The sequence below is a fragment of the Hymenobacter sp. 5516J-16 genome (assembly GCF_022919335.1).
In the GTDB taxonomy this organism is placed as follows: Bacteria; Bacteroidota; Bacteroidia; order Cytophagales; family Hymenobacteraceae; genus Hymenobacter; species Hymenobacter sublimis.
This window is the reverse complement of sequence record NZ_CP095058.1, coordinates 707,983-729,003: the sequence shown is the minus strand read 5'-3', so window position 1 is coordinate 729,003 and position 21,021 is coordinate 707,983. Positions and strand designations below refer to the sequence as shown.

Sequence of the window (21,021 nt, the reverse complement as noted above, 5' to 3'; positions counted from 1 at the left end):
AAGAAGCTAGAATTAGGCAGCTAGTTCCCCTCCTTGAAAATGTCGCGCATCAAGCAAGGTGAGCCAGGGGTGGTTGAGGGACAGACAGTAGAACGATTACTGGCTTTAGTTTTTAGCGCTAGTTTGCCTCACCCCAAACCCCTCTCCGAAGGGAGAGGAGAGTAGTTGCCAGCTCTATTTCTTGGTTTTTGAAATCCGGTACAGCTTGGCGCCGTGTCGGCGCACGTAGGGGGCAAACTCTCCCGTAGCGGCGGTGGTAGTCTTGCCGGTCCACAAGTCCCGGACGGTACAGGGGCCCGTTAGGCCTAGTTGCGCCAGTGCTACAGAGACGCGGGCGGAGTCGGCGGGCATGGGCCGGAAGGGGTTTTTGGTAAAGACCAAAAACTGCAGCGTGCCGCCGGTATTCTGCGCGGCGCCCGCATTGTCGAGGCCAGCGGTGGCTTGGAAGCGGGTGAAGCCAGTGGGCAGGTCGTACTCAATCATCGAGTTGGAGTGGGTACCAATGCCCTGGTCGTATTTCTTGCCCGCCACCAGCAAGTCGGCACCCGATACGCTCTTGTTCGCAGTTGCTTTGCCCCAGCCAGCGGAAGCCGTTTTCCAAGACAGAGAAGTAAGCAGCACGGAGTTGGAGCCGTTGCGAAGCACCGGGTTCAGCCAATTGGCGTGGTCCCAGGCAATGTCGTCGCCCCCGTCGCGCACGTTGAGGTAGAGCTTGGATGCGCCGCTGATGTCCACATCTACGGGCTGGCTCTGGCCGGGCGTTTGGCGGGTAATAACGGCGCTGGCCCAGGCAGCTTCCGAGGCGGGTGCTAGTTCCTGATCTTGGGCGTTGAAGAGGGCCAGGAACTTGTCGCCGGTGTTAGGGTCATCGGCGGTCCAGGCAATCAGGTTGTCTTTCCGAAACAGCTGGCGGTTGTTGGTGCTGCTGCGGTGCATGGCCAGCACGTCCTTGTTCGTGAGCAAAGACAGCGTGAAAGCGTCGTTGCTGGGCAAATCGCCGCCGAACATGAGCGGGGAGCGGAAGATGCTCCACAGGCTCATGAGCGTGTACTGCTCGTCGCGGGTGAAGCGCGACATCCGGTCGTCGCCGCGCTCGGCCCGAATGCCGATGCGGCCCAGCGGGAGCATGTCGGCATCGGGGTAGGCGCCGGGGCGGATATAGGGCGCCCAGCGGTTGCACACCTCGAAGTGCTCCTTAAGCTGCTCCCAGGAGTCCCAAAAGTCGCCGACGGTGCGCCACATGTTGGCGTGCTGCTGCACGTGCTTGGCCTCTGTAATGGGCGTTTCGCCGGGTGAGGTGCTGAGCAAAATTCGGCGGCCCGATAAGTCAATGGCCCGCCGGATCATTTCTACCTCCGGCTTGTGGTAGGGCGAGGACAAGTCATCAACCTTCACAAAATCAACGCCCCAGCTGGCGTACAGCTGGAACAGGGAGTTGTAGTACTCCTGGGCCCCGGGCCGCCCGGCCACCACCGTGTACATGTCGTGGAGCCAGCCCGCTTGGCCTTCCTTGGAATAAATGTCGGCGGCCGTGGCCTTGCTGCCGAGGATGGGCAACTGGCGCTGCACCGCTACCACCGGCACCCCGCGCATGATGTGAATGCCGAATTTGAGCCCCCGGGCGTGCAGGTAGTCGGCTAGAGGTTTGAAGCCCTTGCCACCCGCCGCCGAGGGAAACCGGTTCGGGGCGGGCACGAAGCGGCCGTACGAGTCGATGTTCCAGTCGGGGTTTTTCTCGTTGTAGCCGTGGGCCGTGTCGTTGCCCACGTACCAGCGGATATCTACTACCACGTACTGCCAGCCGCTGCTTTTCAGGTAGCGGGCCATGTAGTCGGCGTTGGCTTTCACCTCGGCTTCGGTCACAGTAGGTCCGTAGCAGTCCCAGCTATTCCAGCCCAGGGGCGGGGTAGGGGCCCACTGGTGGAAATCGGTTTTGGCAGCAGCCTTCTGCGCTGTTGCGGGGGTAGCAGCCACTACGCTGGTTAACAGAAAACCGGCTGTAAGCTGCGTCAGGGTGCGTCCTCTCATCAGGCGTTGAAGTTTGCCAGCGGGCCCCTCAGCTCTTCTCCTAGGAAAGCCGAGGGGCCACTGTTTATTGCACAACTAGTTTCTGGGTGTAAGTGCCTTGCCCCCGCTCACGTGCAGTAGGTACAGCCCGGCCTTGAGGTTGGCCTCCACCACCACCGATGGCTGGCCGGTGCTGGTGCGGGCGTACACCTGACGGCCGTGCACGTCGGCCAGCGTGATGGTAACGCCCGAAGCGGCCAGCTCCTGCCCGAGCGCCACCGTGAAGCGGCCCCGTTCGGCGGGGTTGGGGTACACGCTGAACTGCGCGGTGTTGGCACTCTGGGTTGCCAACACCCGGGCGCTGGTGGCCGGGGCAATGGCCCATTTCTGGCAGTTGTTACCGAGGTAGTCATAGAGGGCCAGCTGCACGCCGGCGGTGCTGGAGCAGGCCGGCACTTCCACAGCGCGTCCCCCATTCACCGACGACAGCACGTACTGGCCGGTGCTGGCCCGCTCCACCTTGAAGCGCTGATTGGCGGCCCCGTTGTATGGATACAGCTGGAGCTTGGCGCCGTTGTTGGGGTTATTGGCAAGGACATCGGCGGCCAAGCCGGCCCCCACGGCCGAGGTGATTTTGTACTCCCCGTTGCCGTCGGGCGTGAGGTTCCACTGCTGGCAGGCTAGGCCGGGGTGCTGGTACCCTGGGCAATGGCCTGGCCTTGCACGCCGGTGCAGCCCCAGGCATCCCACACCAGCCCGCTGTTTGCGTTGGCAAGCGTATAGCGGCCGGCCGCCAGCCAGTCGCGGGTAATGAAGGGCCAGGCCGCGGCATCCCAGCCCATGTTGCCCACGCTCAGGCGGGCGCGGCCGTTCTGGTTGCTGTCGTAATAGTGGTGGGTGAGGTAGTTGGCGCCGTTTTCCTGGAACAAGCCCACGTGGCCCGGGCCCACATAATTGCCCTTGGTGGCAATAAGGGTAGTGCCACCGTTCTTGTTTAAGTCCACCCCGTTTTTATCCAGATAAGGCCCCGTGATGCTGGTGGAGCGGCCAACCTGAATGTAGTAGGTGCTGCTGGAGCCCTGGCAGCAGGCTCCTTTGTTGATGAACAGGTAGTAATAGCTGCCGTTGCGCACGATGTAGGGCGCTTCGCTGCCGCTGTTGTTGCGCGTCACACCGTCGGCGGCTACGTTGCCGGCCAGCCAGCTGAAGCTGGTGCCCGAGCGTTTGCCGGTCAGGCCATCGAGCTTAATCAGGCCAATACCTTTGAAAAACGAGCCGTAACTCATCCACAACCCGCCGCTGGCGTCGGTCACCACGGCCGGGTCGATGGCGTTGGAGGCGCTGCTGCTCGTGGTCGAAATAACCTCACCCTGGTCTACCCACTGGTAGTTAGGGTTAGCCGGGTCCAGGGTTACGTTGGTGGCCAGCCCGATGGTGGAAGTGTTGGAGCCGAACGTAGAAACCGAGTAGTACAAGTAAAACTTGCCGTTGCGGTACACGCACTCGGGGGCCCAAAAGTCGCCGGTAAATCCGGGTACTTTACTTTGAATCCAGCTAGGGTAGGAGCCGGCCGCAAACACCGGCCGGGGCCCCGATTGCCAGGTTACCAGGTCAGTAGAGTACATGGCATAGATGCCCGTGCCAGTCGTGAAAATCCAGTACTTATTGCCATCCTTGACAATGGTAGAGGGGTCGTGGCAGTTGTCGTTGCCTTGGAGGGCCGAGGCCTGGAAGCTAAGCCCGGCCGTGAGAGCCAGCAGCAAGGCCAGCAGGCGCAGGGCCCGCCAAGTAAGGTGGCGGCCAGCCCGCACGCGAGCCAGGAGTAGGGTAGACGTGGTGTTCATGGTAGTGGGTTTTGGATTGGAAGAACATAGAGCGAGTTTTCAGAAAGCACAACGGGGGCATGAACACGATATTCACGCCCCCATTGTGGTGGTACTAGCGGCCCTTGGCAGAAGCCGCGTGATAAAGGCTACCTAGTAGCCGCTACCAGAACTTGACGTAGAGCGCCGTGAGCATCAGCATGGTGATGACGATGAGCGACATGGTCTGGGTGCTCACGCGGAACATGCTGGGGCTGAGCTGAATGGCCCGTGGGTTCACCACCGGCCCGGCCAAACTCACGCCCACCATCAGCACGAAGGTGAAGGCAAACGAAAGGCCCATACAGATCAGGAAGGGGATTTCGTAGGCCCCACGCCCGTTCGGGAAGGCTGTGTACAGAATGGTTTCCGGACCCAGCACCGTGGGGGCGTAGTTGTTGAAGAACACCGATAAGGCAAAGCCGGCCAGAATGCCCACGATACCGGCCGTAGCGGTGGTGCGCTTCCAGAACATGCCCAGCAGGAACACGGCCAGAATACCGGGCGAGATAAAGCCCGTGTACTTCTGAATAAACTGGAAGCCGCCTTCGCCCCCAATGCCCAGCAAATCCTGCCAGGTCATGGCCACGCTCAGCACAATAGCCGCCAGAATGGTCACCCGGCCTACCCACACCTGCTTTTTCTCCGTGGCGTCCTTGTTGAGGTAGCGCTTGTAGATGTCGAGGGTGAAGATGGTGGAAATCGAGTTAACCTTGCCCGCCAGGGAGGCTACGATGGCCGCCGTCAGGGCCGCCATGCTCAGGCCTTTCAGGCCGTTGGGCAGGAAGGTGAGAATGGCGGAGTAGGCGTTATCGGAGTTGAAAGAACCGGTAGAGGACATTTCGGCCTGCAAGCCGCCGTTTTGGTACAGCACGTAGGCGGCAATGCCGGGCAGCATCACAATCACGGGCATCATCAGCTTCAGGATACCGGCGAACAGAATGCCGGTGCGGGCCGTGTGCAGGTCGGCGCCCAGGGCGCGCTGGGTGATGTACTGGTTGCAACCCCAGTAGTTCAGGTTCACAATCCACTGGCCGGCGAAGTACATGGCAATGCCGGGCAGGGCCAGGTACTTGTCGATTTCCACCTGGGGCGTGGCCTGGGTGGGCTTGTCGAAAATCATGCGGAAGTGGTCGGGGGCGCGGTCCATCAGGGCCGTGAAGCCGGAAATGGCCCCGCCGTCCAGGCCAAACTGGTTGCTTACCAGCGTCAGGGCAATGTAGGTGGTTACCAGGCCGCCCACTACCAGCACCACCACCTGAATCACGTCGGTGTAGCCCACTACCTTCATACCCCCAATGGAGATGAAGAGGGAGAACAAGGCCAGCAGCACAATGATGACGTGGAAACTGTCGCCCCCAATCAGGTTGCTCAGGGCCAGGGCCCCGAGGTAGAGAATGGAAGTCAGGTTAACGAGCACGTAGAGAAAGAGCCAGAAAATGCTCATAATCAGGCTCAGGGTGGAGTTGTAGCGCTGCTCCAGAAACTGCGGCATCGTGAAGATTTTATTCTTCAAATACACCGGCATAAAGAACACGGCCACAATGATGAGCACCACGGCCGCCACCCACTCGTAGGCGGCCACGGCTACCCCTACCTTAAAGCCCGAGCCCGACATGCCGATGAACTGCTCGGCCGAAATGTTGGAGGCAATCATGGAGGCTCCGATGGCCCACCACGTCAGGGAGCCTTCGGCCAGGAAGTAGTCTTTGGTACTCTGCTCGGCTTTCTGCTTGCTCTTGTAGATGTAAAACCCGTAGGCCGAAACCCCAATCAGGTACACAAAGAAGACGAGCAGGTCAAGCGTAGTAAGGTTATTACGCATGGAATATGGGAAGGCGGGCTGTTGAAGTGTGGGAAAGGGGAACTAGACAGTAGGCTGAAATGACCGTCCTGCCTGATCTGGCAGGACAGCTACCTTGGCAACGTCAGCCCGCGAGATTCCTCGGCAAGCTCGGAATGACGTTCTAGTTAGCGTAGCAGCTTACCGCTGGCTGAAGGCCACGTCGTTGTAGCGCAGCTCGTTTTTGAAGGTGCGCAGCTTGGTTTCGTCGTCGATGATGACGTACTCGATGCCGGCCATTTCGGCGAAGTCTTCGAGGTACTCGGCGGTGAGGTTCTGGCTGTAGCCGGTGTGGTGGGCGCCGCCGGCGTAAATCCAGGCGGCCGCGCCCACGCTCAGGCTGGGCTTCACCTGCCAGAGCACGCGGGCTACGGGCAGCTTGGGCAAGTCCTGCTCGGGGGCTACGGCTTCTACCTCATTCACTACCAAGCGGAAGCGGTGGCCCAGGTCCACGATGGTAGCATTCAGAGCCGGGCCGGCGGGGCAGTTGAACACCAGACGGGCCGGATCAGCCTTGCCCCCGATGCCCAGCGGATGTACTTCTACCTTGGCTTTGCCTTCCGCAATGGTGGGGCAGATTTCCAGCATGTGGGAGCCGAGCACCTGCTCGTTGCCGGGCTGGAAGTGGTAGGTGTAATCTTCCATGAAGGAGTTACCGCCGGGCAGGCCCGCACCCATTACCTTCATGGCGCGCACCAGAGCTGAGGTTTTCCAGTCGCCCTCGCCGCCGAAGCCGTAGCCCTCGGCCATCAGGCGCTGGGTAGCAATGCCGGGCAGCTGGGCCATGCCGTGCAAATCCTCGAAGGTATCGGTGAAGCCGATGGCCTTGGTGTCTTGCAGAAACTGGCGCATGCCCACTTCAATCCGGGCCGCCTCGCGCAGGCTTTCACGCTGCGCGCCGCCTTCACGGAGCGAGTCGCCCAGCTCATATTCCTGCTCGTAGGTAGTCAACAGCGCGTTTACCTGCTCGTCGGTGGCCTGGTTGATAACCGCTACCAGGTCGCCGATGCCGTAGGTGTTCACCGAGTAGCCAAACTTCAGCTCAGCCTCCACTTTGTCACCCTCGGTTACGGCCACGTAGCGCATGTTGTCGCCGAAGCGCACGATGCGGGCGCCCTGCCAGTCGGCCCAGGCCGAGGCCGCGCGGGCCCAGATGCTGAGGCGCTCGTGCACATCAGCGCTCTGCCAATGGCCCACTACCACCTTGCGCTTGAGGCGCAGACGGGCCCCAATGAAGCCAAACTCCCGGTCGCCGTGCGCCGATTGGTTGGTGTTCATGAAGTCCATGTCAATGTCCTGCCACGGAATGTCGCGGTTGAACTGGGTGTGCAGGTGGGCCAGGGGCTTCTGCAGAATCTTCAGCCCGTTGATCCACATCTTGGCCGGCGAGAAGGTATGCATCCAGGCAATCAACCCCACGCAGTTCTTGGTGGTGTTGGCCTGCTGCACCAGCTGGTAAATCTCATCCGGACCCGTCAGCACCGGTTTATATACGATTTTGATGGGTAGGGCAGTACCCAGGGCCTCGGCAATCTGCTGGGAGTGCTGGGCTACCTGCTCCAGAGTTTCAGGGCCATAGAGGTGCTGGCTACCGGTGATAAACCAGGCTTCGTAGTGGGAAATGTCAATCATATGCTTGGGGTGGAGATGTCAGAGAGTTATCAGACAAAAGGAGGCGAAGCTGAAGTATTCCGCACGCTGATATTGTAGTGCTATTGTCATGCAGAGCCGGAGGCGAAGCATCTCGCGCGCTGACACCTAATTACTACTGCAACATCAGCGCGCGAGATGCTTCGCTGCGCTCTGCATGACGGACGTTTTATCGTTCTTGGTAAACAGCTTGATCAAGACTGGCCGTAATAAGAATGCACGCCGTGCTTACGCTCGTAGTGCTTTTGAATCAGGGCGTCTTTGAGGCGGGGCACGTCGGGGCGGAGGGTGCAGCTGAGGTAGGCCATGCGGGCTACTTCTTCCAGCACGGCGCTGTGGTACACAGCTTTTTCCACGGTTTTGCCCCAGGTGAAGGGGGCGTGGTTGCTCAGGAGCACCATTTCCACTTCCTCGGGGGAGAGGCCGCGGCGCTGAAATTCGTTGATGATCTGCCAGCCGGTTTGATGCTCGTAGTCGCCGGCAATCATGGCGTCTTCCATGGGCGGGGCGCAGGGAATATCGGCGGTGAGGTGGTCGGCATGGGTGGTGCCCAGGATGGGGATGTCGAGCTGCGCCTGGGCCCAGGCCGTGGCGTAGGTGGAGTGCGTGTGCACGATGCCCCCGATATGCTCCCAGTGGCTGTAGAGCACCGCGTGGGTTTTGGTATCGGAAGAAGGTCGCTTGGTGCCCTCCACTATCTCATTGGCAAAGCTCACGATGACAATGTCTTCGGGCCGGAGGGTGGCGTAGGGCACGCCGCTGGGCTTGATGGCAAACACCCGCTTCTCCCGATCCACTACGCTGGCATTGCCGAAGGTGAACAGTACCAGCCCCAGTTGGGGCAGCTGCATGTTGGCCTCGTAGCAGGCCTGTTTTAGGTCTTGATACTGGCTCATGCTTGGTCGACTAACTCCGTTTCGGCCACCTCGCCGGGTTGCAGCTGGGTAGCGTGTTCTACATACTGCCCGAAGGCCTGGTACTGCTCGTAGCGGCGCTGATAGTCGGCTACGCGGGCGAGGTTGGGGGTGTAGGTTTCGGCGAAACCGTTGCCCATGGCCTTTTGGGCGGTTACTACATCGGGGTGGATGCCGGCCGCTACGGCCGCGTACATGGCCGAGCCCAGGGCAGGGGCCTGGTCCGATTCGGCTACCTTGATGGGGCGGTTCAGCACGTCGGCCAGGGTTTGCATCATAAAGCCCGACTTCTTGGCCACGCCACCCAGGCCAATGACCTGCTTAATCGGAATGCCTTCCTGCTCGAAGCGCTCCACAATTTGCTTGGAACCGTAGCAGATGGACTCCACCAGGGCCCGGAAAATCTGCGGGGCCGAGGTGCCCATCGTCAGGTTCATGATGGCGCCTTTCAGGGCCTGGTTGGCGTCGGGCGTACGGCGACCGTTCACCCAGTCCAGGGCCAATACCTGCGATTCCTCGGGGTTTACGGCCGCGGCGGCTACGTTCAGCTCGGCCATCATCTTGTCGCTCAGCTCCTCGCGCAGGGCTGCCTGCTGCTCCGGGGTTAGCACCGAGGATTGGGGTAGGAGCGCACGCAACGGCCACTCAATCACCCCGCGGAACCAGGCCAGCAAGTCGCCCACGGCCGACTGCCCAGCCTCCAGGCCCAGCATGCCCGGAATTACCGAGCCATCGACCTGCCCGCAGATGCCGGGCACTAGCTTGCCGCCTACCTCGTCCATGGGGGCCACCACAATGTCGCAGGTGGAAGTACCCATTACCTTCACCATGGAGTACGCCTCAATTTCGCCCGCCACCGCGCCGGCGTGGGCATCAAAGGAGCCCACGGCTACCACCGTATTGGTGGTCAAACCCAGGCGCTGGGCCCACTCTTCCGACAGGTTGCCGGCTACTTCATCGGCGGTGTAGGTTTCCTCGAACAGCCGCTCGCGCAGGCCGCCTAGTTTGGGCTCTAGCAGGGTCAAGAACTCTTCGGAGGGGAGGCCACCCCAGCTCTCGTGCCACATGGCTTTGTGGCCAGCGGCGCAACGGCTGCGCTTGAAGGTTTTCAGCTCGCCGCCGGTGAGCAACAGGGTCAGCCAGTCGCAGTGCTCCATCCAGGAGTAGGCGGCCTGGGCCACAGCTTCGTCCTCGCGCACGACGTGGGCAATTTTGGCCCAGAACCACTCCGAGGAGTAAATGCCACCTTCAAACTGGGTGAAATCTTCGCCACCCCAGGTACGGGCTTTCTGGTTGATTTCGGCGGCTTCGGGTAGGGCCGTGTGGTCCTTCCAGAGCACGAACATGGCGTTCGGGTTTTCTTCGAAGCCCGGCTTTAGGGCCAGCGCTACCCCGTGCTCATCCACGGGACCGGGCGTGGAGCCGGTTGTGTCGACAGCCAGACCTACAATTTGCTCGGCTGGCACTTTTTGGGCCACGCGGCGCACGGTAGCCTCTAGCCCTTCAATGTGGTCTAAGGGGTGCTGGCGGAACTGGTTTTTGGTGGCATTGCAGTAGCGCTGCTCCTTCCAGCGGGCGTACAGATGCACGGCCTGGGCAATTTCAACGCCGGTATGAGCATTCACCAGCACGGCCCGCACCGAGTCGGAGCCGTAGTCGATGCCAATAACGTAGGCATCTGTTGAGGTGGGAGTTTGCACGGGAAAGGTGAGTTAGTGATTCAGTGAATTAGTGAGGCATGAGATGGTGAACAGGTAAGGTTGCTGTTCTATGGGCGCTATTGGAGCCGCTAGCACAGCAAACGCGCTAGTCCACCATCTCACCAGTTCACTTACTGCCGCACGCCAAACGTGTAGGTAGTCGTGGATTGCAACGTCTGGCCCGGCTTCAGGATGGTGCTCGGGAATTTGGGCTGATTGGGCGAATCGGGGAAGTGCTGGGTTTCCATGCAGAAGCCCGCGTGCTTACCGTACACCGTGCCGCCTTTCCCGCGCAGGGTGCCATCAAGGAAGTTGCCGGTGTAGAACTGCAGGCCGGGCTCGGTAGTCTGCACCGTCATGGTGCGGCCCGAGGTAGGCTCGTACACGGTAGCAGCCGGGTGCATGCCGCTGGCCTGGTTCAGCGCCCAGTTATGGTCGTAGCCGCCGGGCACCTGCCCAATCCGCTCCCCAATGGCGTGGGGCGTAGTGAAGTCAAAGGGCGTACCTTTGACGGGGCGCAACTCGCCGGTCGGGATGAGTCCCGCGTCGACCACGTTGTAGCGGTCGGCGTCAATAGTTACCACATGGCCCAGAATATCCTTACTCTGACCCAGGCCCAGATTGAAGTAGGCGTGGTTGGTAAGGTTGACGGGGTAGCCTTATCAGTGGTGGCTGAGTAGTCGATCTTCAGGGCATCGTCGTTGGTGAGCGTATACACCACCTTCACGGTGAGGTTGCCGGGGTAGCCCTCTTCGCCGTCTTTGCTCAGGTAGGTGAGCGTCAGCGTCTGTCCGTCGGCGGACGTACCGGGCTGAGCCTGCCACACTACCTTGTCGAAGCCCTTTTTGCCCCGTGCAGGGTGTTTGCGCCGTTGTTCTTGGCCAGCGTGTACTCTTTGCCATCGAGGGTGAACTTGCCCTTGGCAATGCGGTTGCCGTAGCGCCCAATCAGGGCTCCAAAGTAGGGCCCCGACTTTAGAAATTCCGGGCTCTGGTAGCCGCTCACGTTGTCAAAGCCGAGTACTACGTCGCCGAGCTTACCCGCTTTGTCGGGCACCAGCAGGCTCGTGACGGTGCCGCCGTAATTCGTGATGCTTACCTGCAGGCCGTGGGCATTGGTGAGCGTATAGAGCTGCACTTCAGTACCATCCGAAGTCTTGCCGAACGAGGCCGAGGTAGGGGCCGACGCCGCTGTGGTCGTAGCAGTTTGAGTGGAATCAGTCATGGTTTGGGAAGCACCGGCGGCCGAGTGTTCATTGGGAGCTGACTGGTTGCAGCTGGCTACCAGCAGGAGCCCAGCCACACGGCTGGTCCATGCACCGACACGGTTACGTTTTGTCATGAGCGGAGGAAGTGGGAATTTTTGTGAGGGAGGTAAAAACGCAAGGAAGGAAACTTGATAAGCAGATTATATAGATAGTATAACAATGGATTGTGTAAGAAAGTAGATGGCACAAATAATTGATATATACTTAGTTATGCAAAAGCTCTGTCCGAGTTACATCCTTCCTGATGGTGATGAAATGGCTAATGTGCGTGTAAAGTAGAAAATCCTTTTGATTCTACACAATCGTTTGTGTTTGTCAAAGAAAAAAAGCCGGTAGAAAGGTCGAGAATACGGCCTCTCCACCGGCTAAGTCGAGTTTATAGAACGGTTATCTTTTGTGTTAAAGAGCCACTAGGTCGGCGTACGCACACTACGTAGACCCCTGGCTGCAAACCAGCCGCTACCGACAAAGTGGTCTGCTGCTTGCCAAAAACGTGTTGGTACACCACCGCCCCCAGCAAATTGCGGACTTCCACCTGCGTAATCTCCCTGATTGGTTGAGTGCCCAACTCAACGGTAAACCCTTGCTGCCCGGCCGGAACCGGATATATACTGATGTCCTGTAGCTGCGCTCCCTTCACCGCCAGTGGTGTGTTAGTAGGCGTAAGCGACCAACGCTGACAACTGCACCCGTTGTAGTCCCACAGCCCTAGTTGCTGCCCGGCGGCAGTAGAGGCATTCGGTACTTCCACTACCCGGTTGCCATTTAATGAAGCGAATACGAGTGTTCCATTCGCCGCCCGGTCAATGTGAAAGCGCTGGCAGTCGTCGTCAGTGTAAGCCCCGAGTTGGAGTTTAGCACCAGCGGCATCAGAGCATCCGGCCACGCTAGCCGTTAACCCCCCTTGCTGATTGGTAACACGGTAGTCACCATTACCAAGGGCGGCGAAATTCCATTGCTGACAAGGTTGATTACTGAAGGTATTTTGGGTGATAGGAGTGCTACCACTGGCGCAACCCGCTTCCCACACAAGGCCACTAGTCTGCGCTGTACTGATGACATAGCGGCCCGCTGTCACCCAGTCGCGACTGATGCTAGGCCAACCAGCAGTTGTCCAGATGAGCTGAGCCAGGCCTAGTTTAGGAACACCACCATCATACGAGTCGTAGTAGTGGTAGGAAAAATAGTTGACACCTCCTTCTTCCAGAATTCCGGCGTGCCCTGGCCCTCGGTAACGGCCTGACCCGCTTAACAGAGTCGTACCGCCGCCATTGTTAAGGTCAACACCCTGCTGGTCGAGAAAAGGCCCGGTGGGGGAAAGGGAGCGTCCTACTAGGATATGGTACGTACTGAGCGCGCCCTGACAGCACGTACCACGATTAAGAAACAGATAGTAGTACCCATCGTGCTCCTTAATGTAGGCAGCTTCCGCACCATTATTTCCTACAGCGAACTGATTGGTGTTGAGTAATTTGCCGCTAGTAGGGTTAAGCTCTACTACCCGAATACCACCGAAGTAAGACCCATAGGTTAGCCACACGCGGTTGTTGGCGTCGCGAAAAATGGCGGGATCAATGGCGTTAGGTTGCGATGAGTTAATAGCCGTGCTGGAAATCACTTCGCCCTGATCAGTCCAACGATAATCAGGGCTGTTGGGGTCCAGCGTGGGGTTTGTAACCAGGCCTATTGCTGAGAAGCCCGATCCAAACGTGGAACACGAGTAATACAGGTAGTACTTCCCATTCATAAAGAAGCACTCAGGAGCCCAAAATAAGCCTGCAAAACCAGGCACCTTACTGTTGATCCAACTTGGGTAGCCATTGTTTGGAAACACCGGACGCGGCCCCGGCCTCCAGTGCACCAAGTCAGTAGAATACAGGCTGTATATGCCGTCACCAGTTGCGAACGTCCAGTACGTGTTGCCGTGCTTAATAATAGTGGAAGGATCGTGTAGGCCAGGCTGCCCCTGCAATGCCGTCGCCCGAAAGACGTGACCGCCAAGCAGCAGCATTACGACCAATAGCAGGCGTATTATCCGGGAAGGAGAGGGTAGAGAAATAGACATCATGGGTGGAGATAAGGGTGATAAAAGACGGGTGAGCCCCTTGTAGGTCTACTCGCCCGCTGGCTTACGAATGGGCATGTTGGGGGCCACTGGAGAGCCAAAATTTGGCGTTCCATCACTGTTCCAGCTGAACTTTTGCATGCGAGGGCTGCGCTTGTCGAAGCAGCCTTCCCCGGATTGTTATTTGCGTGGTAAACCAGCCAATTTTCGCTTCCATCCTTGGATACGAAGAAGCCATTATGGCCCGGAGCATACACGTTACCGCTCGGGTTTTTCGTAAACACCGGCTGCGCCGACTTACGCCACGACGTTGGCAACATAGGGTCGGCTGTAGTAGTGGTGCGAAGCATGCCCAGGGTATAGTCGTCGGTGCCGCAGAAGCTGGCGGAGTAAACAAGGAAAGTCTGGCCGTTGCGTTGCAGAATTTCTGGCCCTTCATTCACGTAGGGTGGGCCCACATTTTCCCAAGGGTATTCCGGATGGCTAAGCTCTACGCGTGGTCCGGTTAGGGTCCAGGGGTTGCTCATTTTTGAGATATAAAGGCGCTGGATACCGTCGCGCCCATTATGGCCCGACCAGATAAAATAGCGGTTACCGTTCTGCTCCAGCACGGTGCCGTCGATAGCCCAGAAGTCTTCTGTAGGGTTAAAGATGCGACCCTTGTCAACCCATGTGCCGGTAGTCGGATCAGCACTTGCATTTTCGAGCACCCAGGTGCGCTGCTGGCCTAAGTCGGGGCCAGCCGGGCCGGCTGAGTAGTAGAGGTACCATTTGCCATCAAAGAAGTAGAGCTCAGGCGCCCAAAGGTTGCCCGCCGCCGCGCCCGTAGCAGGTGGCCGCCACACAATAGTTGCAGTGGCCAGAGGCAGATCAGACATCTTGGCCGTTTTCCAGATGCGCAGGTCGTTATAAGTAGTATGTAAGTAGTAATAATAGCCATCTTTCTGCGCCACAAACGGATCGGCCCCGGTAGGCAGCAGTGGATTGGTAAATGTGGTGCTGGATGGAGCTGGCGCGGGTGGTGAAGGAGTTACTGGCCGGGCTGCTTGATCTTTGCCGCAGCCACCCACGGCCAGCAGCAGGCTAAGTAGGCCACCATACAAGAGGCTGGACGAAGAATATTGCACAAGTCAGGGAAGCAGATGATGGAGCCAAGCAAGAGGCCTGGCACCCAAAAAGCCGCTCCGGTACTGGACCGGAGCGGCTGTTGGCAGGCGATGCGTGCGCAGGTTACAGACCTATGCTAGTAGCCAGGGTTTTGCTTTACACCTGGGTCAATGTCAATATCGCGCTGCGGAATGGGTAGCAGTTTGGAGATGCCGAGGCGGAAATTGTTAAAATCGGCATCACGGCTTTTTAACTCGTCAATGCCGGCCTGCGTATCCATCAGGCCCCAGCGTAAAATATCGTACCAGCGGGTACCTTCGCCAGCTAGTTCTTTGGCCCGCTCACTACGGATGAGTGGGCGCAACGTAGCTGCCGTGTAGGTACCGGTAAGCGGGGCCAAATTCACCGAAGGCCGCTGCCGCACCATATTTACTAGCTGCACCGCATCGGCAGTGCGGCCAAGCTCCGTCAGTGCTTCGGCTTGCATCAGCAGCACATCGGCATAGCGAATTACACGATGGTTGATGCCAGAGGTGAAATTTTCGTTCGTGCGGGTTCGGTCGTTAAGGTACTTGCGCCAGTATTGTTGAGAAGGATTCCAGCCCCATTCTGCAAAGGTTTTACCATAGAAGCGCTCCGGATTTCTGTTGCTAATGATGCTTACGTCGCGGCGCGGGTCAATCAGATGCCGGGTGGTGCTACCGGGCGCAAAGTTTACCGTCGAATCTCGGTACTCATCTAGGAGCCAGCGCCGGGGCTGCACGTCGGCAAACGTAGGGCCGGGAGGGCCGAAGAAGTTAGGCCGGTCGTGGCTTTCCGAGGCGGCGGCGTTGTCCTGCCCCTGGCCCAGTTCTAACACGGCACTTGTGAACTGCACCTCAAACAACGATTCAGAGTTGTTTTCATTGGCGTCCGTGAAGTTGTCGAGATAGTTCGGTACCAGTGAGTATTTGCCGGAATTAATGATTTCCGTAAATAAGGCGGACGCTTCTGAGTACTTGCGCTGGTGCATGTACACGCGAGCCAGCAACGCCTGCGCTGCTCCCTTCGTAACGCGGCCTTTTTCAGCTGCGCTGTATTCGAGAGGTAAATTTGGAATGGCGGCTAATAGATCGGCAATAATCAGAGCTTCCGCTTCGGCTTGTGTTCCTTGTTTAACACGAGTAGTAATCGTAGACTCGACCGTTATCAAGGGGATATTGCCGAAGAAGTAAGCCAGGTCGAAGTAGGATAGCGCCCGAATAAACTGCGTTTCTGCCAGCAAACGTTTTTTCAACGTCTCATCCATAGTAATGCCTGGCACATTGGTCAGCACCTGATTGGTGCGGAAAATGGTGCGATAGTAGTCGTTCCAGGCGAAGGACGAAATGAAAAAGTTATTATCAGGAGTAAGGAAACGCGTGAAATTGGCTAGCTCCACGAATGGGCTTTGGCTGTAAGATTCATCGGAGCGGTGGGCCATAAAGTGCCAGCTCCGGTAGTAAACAGCAAACTGTTGTAAGCCCGAATAACAGGCGTACACGCCCTTTACGGCGTCATCGGAGGTTTTCCAGAACTCAGCCGTAGTTGGAGCGTTCGGGTTAGTTTTATCCAGCAAATCCTTCTCGCAGCCCGTGGTAGTGAGAAAAAGACCGCCAGCGCACAGCAGCGCAACCAGCTTATTGGTTTTCATATTCTTGGGAGGTAAAATCGGTTAGGCCAGCGCAGCTCAGTTCCCTGAGCCTCGCCACACACTACTAGAAATTGAGTTGCACGCCACCAATGACCGTGCGCACGTTGGGGTACGAGCCGTCATCAATGCCACGGCTAAAGAAGCCGGTACCAGGCGTTTCAGGGTCGAAGCCGGTGTACTTGGTGAAGGTCAGTATGTTGGTGCCTGTCACGTAAAAGCGCACAGAGCCTAGGCTGGGTACCATACTGGTTAGGCTTTTCGGAATGGTGTAGCCAAGCTGAATGTTCTTGAGACGCAAGTAATTACCGCTTTCAAGCCACCGCGTTGTGTTAGCTAGGGAGTTTTGACCGGCGGCAATGCCTAAGTTACCTGCTCCGCCACCTTGTAGGAGTCGGGGCGTCGTTGTCGAAGGGTTATCGGGCGACCAAGGAGTTACGTCAGCATCGTAGTTGTTAGGCCCATTGTAGCTTTCCAAAGCCCGCTTGGCTACATTATATACTTTGTTGCCAAGCGAGGACTGCAGGAACAGCGACAGGTCAAAGTTCTTGTAACCTGCATTCAGATTTAGCCCCAATTGAATCTTAGGAATGGCACTACCTACAAATACGCGGTCTGCAAGGTCAATTTTACCGTCATCATTAGTGTCCTTATAGCGCACGTCGCCGGGCGAGGCATACGCTTGAATAACGGTGCCGTTCGACGATTTATGGTTGTTTACCTCTTCCTGCGTTTGGAAAATACCATCGAATGGAATTAGAAAGAATTCACCTACCCCACGCCCAAGTTGCGTGCGAGTAGGGCCCTCACCGCCCCCAATCGTCTGGCCTTCAACCGCCACCTTGGTAACCTTATTCTTCACCGTAGTTAAGGTAAAGTCGGCGCCATAGGTGAAGGATTCTTTGTTTTCGTGGTAGCCAAGGGCCAATTCCAAACCGCGGTTCTCGAGGCTGCCTGCATTTTGCAGCGGATTACCGCCGAAGTTACCCAGGTACGTGGGCACTTGCACTTCGACAAGCGCTTTGCGAGTTTCGGCAACGTAGTAGTCAACGGAGAAGTTGAGCCGGTTATCTAGTGTAACCAAGTCGAAGCCGATGTTTTTGGTAGCGCGCTCCTCCCACTGCACATCAGGGCTGTTCAACCGAATCTGCGAAGCTCCGTTTATAATCTGCTGGTTTGTGCCAATGACATAGTTAATATTCTGACCCACAAATGCGTAGGGCAGATAGTTGTCATACAGAGATTCATTACCGATAACGCCGTAGCTGGCCCGCAGCTTCAGGTTATTGATTTGGGGTAATGCCGACTTAAAGAAATCTTCCTCGCTAATGCGCCAGCCCAGCGAGACGGCCCCAAAATCGGCCTGCTGGTTTTGCTTGGCAAAGCGCGACGACGCGTCGCGGCGTCCGCTCAGCGAGAGCAGGTAGCGGTTTTTATAGTCGTACGTAGCCTGCGTGAAAAACGAGCGGATGCCGTATTCCGTTGATCCGCCAAGGATTGCGCCCTTTTGGGTACCGGCACTCAACTCAAAGTAGTACCGGGGAGACGAGGTGAAGTTTTGGGCTCCTGCCTGCACGTTATGCTGGCGGTAGCTCTGCACACCATAACCCACCAGCGCGTTGATGTGGTTTTCGCCTAATGTCTTGGTGAAATTCAGCGTATTCTCGGCCATTAGGTACGTGTCATAACCTAAAAACTCATTCAGCGAAGCCGAGGTAATTTCTGTGTTCTGCCGGATGATGCCGGTTTTCTGGGCATCCACGTTGGCATAGGTGTGCAGGTTCAGGCCTACGTTCAAACGGTAAGTCAAGAAATCGAAAATCGATACATCGGCGCTGGCGTTACCAACCAGTCTGTTTTCGGATTGAGTACGACGCAACAGTTCCTGGGCACCCACCGGGTTGGTGGCAAAGGTATTGAGGCGGGTAGAGCCTACCCCAAAGCCACCCTTAAGGTTGGTAGGGTCGTACACCGGAATGCTCGGAATCATCAATAGCACGTCAATGAACGGCACACCGTTCAGGAGCGTGGCATCGGTATGCAAAAACTGCAGATTTTCCTGAAACCGGAACCGGCCGCGGCTTATGCCTGAATTCAAACGCAGACTGTAGCGCTTAAAGTCAGGGCCTTTTACAATGCCTTCCTGGTGGAAGTAATCCCCTGAAACCAAAAAGTTGCTAGAACTTTTGTCGCCGACGCTACCGCCGCCAATAGTCAGATTGTAGTTTTCACGGCGGCCAACCTGAAGGAAGGCATCCTGCCAATCGGTATCGACACTGGGGTCGAAAGTGCCACCCTCCGATACTGGTACGGCGCCCGATAAGCTGTTCTGGCCTGCGTTGAGAATGTCGAGGCCCGCATTGCTATAAGCAACCCGCGCGCGTTGCGCCCACTCACTGGCGTTGGTGAGATTATACTTTTTGCGCGCCTGATCTACACCAACGTACCCATTAAAGCTGATGGTTGGTGTACCTGCCCGGCCCTTTTTAGTTGTAATCTGAATTACTCCATTAGCGCCGCTAGAGCCATAAACGGCCGTTGAAGAGGCATCCTTCAGTACAGTTAAGGTTTCAATATCATTGGGGTTCAAGCTACGCGGATCCGTAGTCCAGACACCATCAATGACGTAGAGCGGACCCGTATTGGCTAGGCCAAGCGAACCAATGCCGCGAATCGTTACTACTGGCGCGTCGCCGGGGCCACCAGTGCCTTGCACGTTCACTCCAGGGGTACGGCCCTGCAACTGCTGGGCTACCGTTGGTACGGGTGTTTTATTGGCTTCCTTTACATCGAGGCTGCTAGTAGCACTGGTCAGGTTTTGCCGGTCTTGGGCTAGGTAACCTACCACTACTACCTCCGAGAGGCTGCGGCTGTCGGGAGCAAGGGCCACGTTTACCGAGGTACGGCCGCTGATGGGTACTTCCTGAGCGGTGTAGCCGACAAAGGAAAACTGCAGCGTGCCATTGTCGGGGCGGTTAGCGTGAAGCGGCCGTCGGCATCGGTTTGGGTACCTATAGTGGAGCCCTTGACGATGACGTTCACGCCCGGTAGTCCACTGCCTTTTTCATCTACCACGCGGCCAGACACGGTAATGTCAGCGCGAGAAGCGGCAACTTGATGATGGGTAAATTCATTGGCAATACCAACGGTGTGGGCAAGCGCAGGCTGCAGGGGTAGGCAGCAGAGCAGGGCTGGAATGGTAGCCCGGCGCATCTTGGGTATAGGCTTTTTCATGTAAGAGGGTGTGGGAATTATGGAAAGACTAACACAATCGTTTGTGTTTGTTATTCTTCACAAACGATTGTGTACAGGGGTACAAAAAAAGGCTCGATGGAAAATACGGACCTGGGAGGGGCTGAGAAGGGTAGTAGGGTGAAAACCTACCCTTGAGCAGCAGCAATAACTTGGGTGAGTAAGATTAGCGAAATCGTAACAAATTACCAACAAATTATTACAGGTCTTTTTATGGAAAGCCTATTCACTGCTAAAAAGCAACGCCTCAATACATATACTGTAGCGCATGAAACGGCATTGCACGCAGACCGGCGCTACTCGGCAGGAGTTACCGCAGGCAAATACCTGAGTAGTATTACTAAATAACTGGATAGTAGTTTGCTGCTGTTCCTACACCATGATGGTAAGTGCTTTCCTGGCATATTGGGTTGTTAGATACTTGCTGCTTGAGAAGCAAGCTCTACACAACGCAGCTGGGAGCAGCCTTCAGGGCAGAACCGCAACCTTTAGGGAGGTGGGCTGCAGTTTCAGGCGAGCGGCCAACAGTCCAATAGCGGCTCCCAGCCCAGCAACCAGGGCAAAGGACACGCGCAGGCTCAGGACTTCCGCCACTAGCCCAATCAACGGCGGACCCAGCAGAAATCCCAAGTAGCCAATGGAAGAAACCGTAGCTAGCGCCACACCCGGCGACACCGTAGTGGATTGGCCGGCCGCGCTGTAGGCCAGCGGCGTAACGGAGGCAATGCCAAAACCTACCAGTAAAAACCCTACCCCAGCGGGCACTACCGCAGGCCAAGCTACTGCTAACAGCAACCCGAACGTAATCAGGGCGCTGCTGAGTTGCAGCATGCGTTTGGTACCGAAACGGTGGGTGAAATAGTCGGAGATAAAGCGACCCAGGGCCATGGTGCTCATGCACGCCACGTACCCGGCCGTAACCAATGAAGCATCAGGCTGCACTACCTTCTGAAAGTACACCCCGCTCCAGTCAAACATGCAGCCCTCGCACAGCATCCCGCAAAAGGCAATCAGGCCGATGCGCAGCAGGTAGGGCTCTGGTCGGCGCAGGCTGGAGCCGCCGGCATCAGGGCCCGTATCCAGAGGTAGGGTGCGCTGGTGGGCCAGCAGGGTGAGCAGTAGCCCGCTACCCGTTATGAGCAGGAAGTGTTCGAGCGGGGTGTAGCGCCACTGGAGCAGGAGGGTGCCCACGGCCCCGCCCAGAAAGCCAGCCAAACTCCATAATCCGTGAAAGGAGGCCATGATGGGTTTGCCGTAGGCCGCCTGCACGCCTATGGCCTGAGTATTCACGGAAATATTAAGCAGGTTGCCCGCAAAACCAAACAGTACCAGGCTGCTTGCCAAACTCCAGAAACTACCCGCCCAGCCCAGCAGGGGCAGAAAGCCCGCGTACAGGCAAGTAGCCGCCAGCACTACCAGTCGGCTGCCGTACGTGTGCACCAACCAGCCCGCTACCGGCAGCGCCAACATGGAACCCACGGGCAGGGCTAGCAGCAACTGGCCCAGCTCGCCCTCACTGAGCTTCAGCCGCAGCCCGATGTCGGGAATACGGGAGGCCCAGGAGGCAAAACACAGACCGGCCACAAAAAATAGGGCGCTAACCGCTACCCGGTGCTGGACGGGAGTACGCTCCGCCATAGAAAAATATGGTAAGAAAAAGCGGGGAGAGCCCAAGGCTTTCCCCG

The 21,021-nt window shown here is 57.5% G+C and carries 14 protein-coding genes and 1 pseudogene; all 15 read right to left on the bottom strand.

Annotated elements, in window-relative coordinates; all coding sequences use genetic code 11:
- Positions 1-174: 174 nt before the first annotated feature.
- Positions 175-2,028: an NPCBM/NEW2 domain-containing protein gene (locus MUN84_RS03530; protein WP_244696672.1), complete on the bottom strand. Its 1,854-nt coding sequence runs from the start codon at positions 2,026-2,028 to the stop codon at positions 175-177.
- A gap of 75 nt (positions 2,029-2,103) precedes the next feature.
- Positions 2,104-2,757, bottom strand: a complete 654-nt coding sequence (locus MUN84_RS03525) for an RICIN domain-containing protein (RefSeq protein ID WP_262920630.1) — start codon at positions 2,755-2,757, stop codon at positions 2,104-2,106.
- On the bottom strand, positions 2,688-3,851 hold the full coding sequence (locus tag MUN84_RS03520; RefSeq protein ID WP_244696670.1) for an arabinan endo-1,5-alpha-L-arabinosidase: 1,164 nt from the start codon (positions 3,849-3,851) through the stop codon (positions 2,688-2,690). The genes MUN84_RS03525 and MUN84_RS03520 overlap by 70 nt, the downstream gene beginning before the upstream one ends.
- 142 nt (positions 3,852-3,993) lie before the next feature.
- Positions 3,994-5,694 carry a sodium:solute symporter family transporter gene (locus MUN84_RS03515; protein WP_244696669.1) on the bottom strand — a complete coding sequence of 567 codons (1,701 nt, stop codon included), beginning with the start codon at positions 5,692-5,694 and terminating at the stop codon, positions 3,994-3,996.
- A gap of 159 nt (positions 5,695-5,853) precedes the next feature.
- Complete coding sequence (gene araA / locus MUN84_RS03510) at positions 5,854-7,344, bottom strand: L-arabinose isomerase (RefSeq protein WP_244696668.1); 1,491 nt, start codon at positions 7,342-7,344, stop codon at positions 5,854-5,856.
- A gap of 212 nt (positions 7,345-7,556) precedes the next feature.
- A complete protein-coding gene (locus MUN84_RS03505) occupies positions 7,557-8,258 on the bottom strand; it encodes an L-ribulose-5-phosphate 4-epimerase (RefSeq protein WP_244696667.1) in 702 nt (233 codons plus the stop codon).
- Positions 8,255-9,976, bottom strand: a complete 1,722-nt coding sequence (locus MUN84_RS03500) for a ribulokinase (protein ID WP_244696666.1) — start codon at positions 9,974-9,976, stop codon at positions 8,255-8,257. Before MUN84_RS03500 ends, MUN84_RS03505 begins: the two co-directional genes overlap by 4 nt.
- A 131-nt stretch (positions 9,977-10,107) precedes the next feature.
- Positions 10,108-10,802, bottom strand: a pseudogene (locus MUN84_RS24400) (aldose epimerase family protein).
- Positions 10,802-11,317, bottom strand: a complete 516-nt coding sequence (locus MUN84_RS24395) for a hypothetical protein (protein WP_410780069.1) — start codon at positions 11,315-11,317, stop codon at positions 10,802-10,804. Before MUN84_RS24395 ends, MUN84_RS24400 begins: the two are co-directional and overlap by 1 nt.
- Before the next feature lie 302 nt (positions 11,318-11,619).
- The gene (locus MUN84_RS03490; protein WP_244696665.1) at positions 11,620-13,254 is read right to left on the bottom strand and encodes a family 43 glycosylhydrolase; all 1,635 of its coding nucleotides are present in this window, start codon (positions 13,252-13,254) and stop codon (positions 11,620-11,622) included.
- Between the two features lie 53 nt (positions 13,255-13,307).
- Positions 13,308-14,435, bottom strand: a complete 1,128-nt coding sequence (locus tag MUN84_RS03485; protein WP_244696664.1) for a family 43 glycosylhydrolase — start codon at positions 14,433-14,435, stop codon at positions 13,308-13,310.
- Positions 14,436-14,551: 116 nt separating this feature from the next.
- Positions 14,552-16,087: a RagB/SusD family nutrient uptake outer membrane protein gene (locus MUN84_RS03480; protein WP_244696663.1), complete on the bottom strand. Its 1,536-nt coding sequence runs from the start codon at positions 16,085-16,087 to the stop codon at positions 14,552-14,554.
- Between the two features lie 64 nt (positions 16,088-16,151).
- Positions 16,152-18,998 (bottom strand): SusC/RagA family TonB-linked outer membrane protein, encoded by a 2,847-nt coding sequence (locus MUN84_RS03475; protein ID WP_244698651.1) that lies wholly within the window; start codon positions 18,996-18,998, stop codon positions 16,152-16,154.
- Positions 18,977-19,318 carry a carboxypeptidase-like regulatory domain-containing protein gene (locus MUN84_RS03470; RefSeq protein ID WP_244696662.1) on the bottom strand — a complete coding sequence of 114 codons (342 nt, stop codon included), beginning with the start codon at positions 19,316-19,318 and terminating at the stop codon, positions 18,977-18,979. The genes MUN84_RS03475 and MUN84_RS03470 overlap by 22 nt, the downstream gene beginning before the upstream one ends.
- Before the next feature lie 486 nt (positions 19,319-19,804).
- Positions 19,805-20,974: an MFS transporter gene (locus MUN84_RS03465; protein ID WP_244696661.1), complete on the bottom strand. Its 1,170-nt coding sequence runs from the start codon at positions 20,972-20,974 to the stop codon at positions 19,805-19,807.
- Between the last annotated feature and the right edge of the window lie 47 nt (positions 20,975-21,021).

Coding starts and splice junctions, on each gene's coding strand:
- MUN84_RS03530 (WP_244696672.1), bottom strand. CDS start 2,028: ATGAGAGGACGCACCCTGACGCAGCTTACAGCCGGTTTTCTGTTAACC.
- MUN84_RS03520 (WP_244696670.1), bottom strand. CDS start 3,851: ATGAACACCACGTCTACCCTACTCCTGGCTCGCGTGCGGGCTGGCCGC.
- MUN84_RS03515 (WP_244696669.1), bottom strand. CDS start 5,694: ATGCGTAATAACCTTACTACGCTTGACCTGCTCGTCTTCTTTGTGTAC.
- araA (WP_244696668.1), bottom strand. CDS start 7,344: ATGATTGACATTTCCCACTACGAAGCCTGGTTTATCACCGGTAGCCAG.
- MUN84_RS03505 (WP_244696667.1), bottom strand. CDS start 8,258: ATGAGCCAGTATCAAGACCTAAAACAGGCCTGCTACGAGGCCAACATG.
- MUN84_RS24395 (WP_410780069.1), bottom strand. CDS start 11,317: ATGACAAAACGTAACCGTGTCGGTGCATGGACCAGCCGTGTGGCTGGG.
- MUN84_RS03490 (WP_244696665.1), bottom strand. CDS start 13,254: ATGCTGCTGCTTGGCGGTCACGTCTTTCGGGCGACGGCATTGCAGGGG.
- MUN84_RS03480 (WP_244696663.1), bottom strand. CDS start 16,087: ATGAAAACCAATAAGCTGGTTGCGCTGCTGTGCGCTGGCGGTCTTTTT.
- MUN84_RS03470 (WP_244696662.1), bottom strand. CDS start 19,318: ATGAAAAAGCCTATACCCAAGATGCGCCGGGCTACCATTCCAGCCCTG.
- MUN84_RS03465 (WP_244696661.1), bottom strand. CDS start 20,974: ATGGCGGAGCGTACTCCCGTCCAGCACCGGGTAGCGGTTAGCGCCCTA.